General features: G+C 55.8%; 2 rRNA genes. Both read right to left on the bottom strand.

Features of this window, described 5'->3' with window-relative positions:
- A 5S ribosomal RNA gene (rrf, locus tag AB3U87_RS21925) occupies window positions 1–69 on the bottom strand; the annotation flags it as partial.
- Between the two features lie 105 nt (window positions 70–174).
- Window positions 175–1,485: ribosomal RNA gene (locus AB3U87_RS21920) — 23S ribosomal RNA — on the bottom strand; the annotation flags it as partial.

The following is a 1,485-nucleotide window of genomic DNA, read 5'->3' as shown; positions in this document are numbered from 1 at the left end:
GGCGCTACGGCGTTTCACTTCTGAGTTCGGCATGGGGTCAGGTGGGACCACCGCGCTAAAGCCGCCAGGCAAATTCTGTTTCCCCCGCCGCCCTGAGGCCGCGCGGGTTTATCCGTGAACAGGCTGAAAATGTTGCGTCTCTCATAACGCTTACCAGAACGCTTCTGGCGTTGTAAGGTTAAGCCTCACGGGTCATTAGTACCGGTTAGCTCAACGCATCGCTGCGCTTACACACCCGGCCTATCAACGTCGTCGTCTTCAACGTCCCTTCAGGTGGCTTAAAGCCACAGGGAGAACTCATCTCGAGGCAAGTTTCGCGCTTAGATGCTTTCAGCGCTTATCTTTTCCGCACTTAGCTACCGGGCAGTGCCATTGGCATGACAACCCGAACACCAGCGGTGCGTTCACTCCGGTCCTCTCGTACTAGGAGCAACCCCTCTCAATTCTCCAGCGCCCACGGCAGATAGGGACCGAACTGTCTCACGACGTTCTAAACCCAGCTCGCGTACCACTTTAAACGGCGAACAGCCGTACCCTTGGGACCTACTTCAGCCCCAGGATGTGATGAGCCGACATCGAGGTGCCAAACACCGCCGTCGATATGAACTCTTGGGCGGTATCAGCCTGTTATCCCCGGAGTACCTTTTATCCGTTGAGCGATGGCCCTTCCATACAGAACCACCGGATCACTATGACCTGCTTTCGCACCTGCTCGAGCCGTCACTCTCGCAGTCAAGCCAGCTTATGCCATTGCACTAACCTCACGATGTCCGACCGTGATTAGCTGACCTTCGTGCTCCTCCGTTACTCTTTGGGAGGAGACCGCCCCAGTCAAACTACCCACCAGACACTGTCCGCACCCCGGATCACGGGGCCACGTTAGAACACCAGCCATTAAAGGGTGGTATTTCAAGGACGGCTCCACGCGGACTGGCGTCCACGCTTCGAAGCCTCCCACCTATCCTGCACATCAAGGACCAGTGTTCAGTGTCAAGCTGTAGTAAAGGTTCACGGGGTCTTTCCGTCTTGCCGCGGGTACACTGCATCTTCACAGCGATTTCAATTTCACTGAGTCTCGGGTGGAGACAGCCTGGCCATCATTACGCCATTCGTGCAGGTCGGAACTTACCCGACAAGGAATTTCGCTACCTTAGGACCGTTATAGTTACGGCCGCCGTTTACCGGGGCTTCGATCAAGAGCTTCTCCTTGCGGATAACCCCATCAATTAACCTTCCGGCACCGGGCAGGCGTCACACCGTATACGTCCACTTTCGTGTTTGCACAGTGCTGTGTTTTTAATAAACAGTTGCAGCCAGCTGGTATCTTCGACTGGCCTCGGCTCGGGGAGCAAGTCCCTCCACCTACGCGCCAGCGTGCCTTCTCCCGAAGTTACGGCACCATTTTGCCTAGTTCCTTCACCCGAGTTCTCTCAAGCGCCTTGGTATTCTCTACCTGACCACCTGTGTCGGTTTGGGGTACGATTC

Origin of the sequence: Erwinia plantamica (assembly GCF_043420595.1) — a bacterium.
Classification (GTDB): Bacteria; Pseudomonadota; Gammaproteobacteria; order Enterobacterales; family Enterobacteriaceae; genus Erwinia; species Erwinia aeris.
Note: the sequence above shows the minus strand (reverse complement) of the source record. Positions and strands in the feature narration are given on the sequence as shown.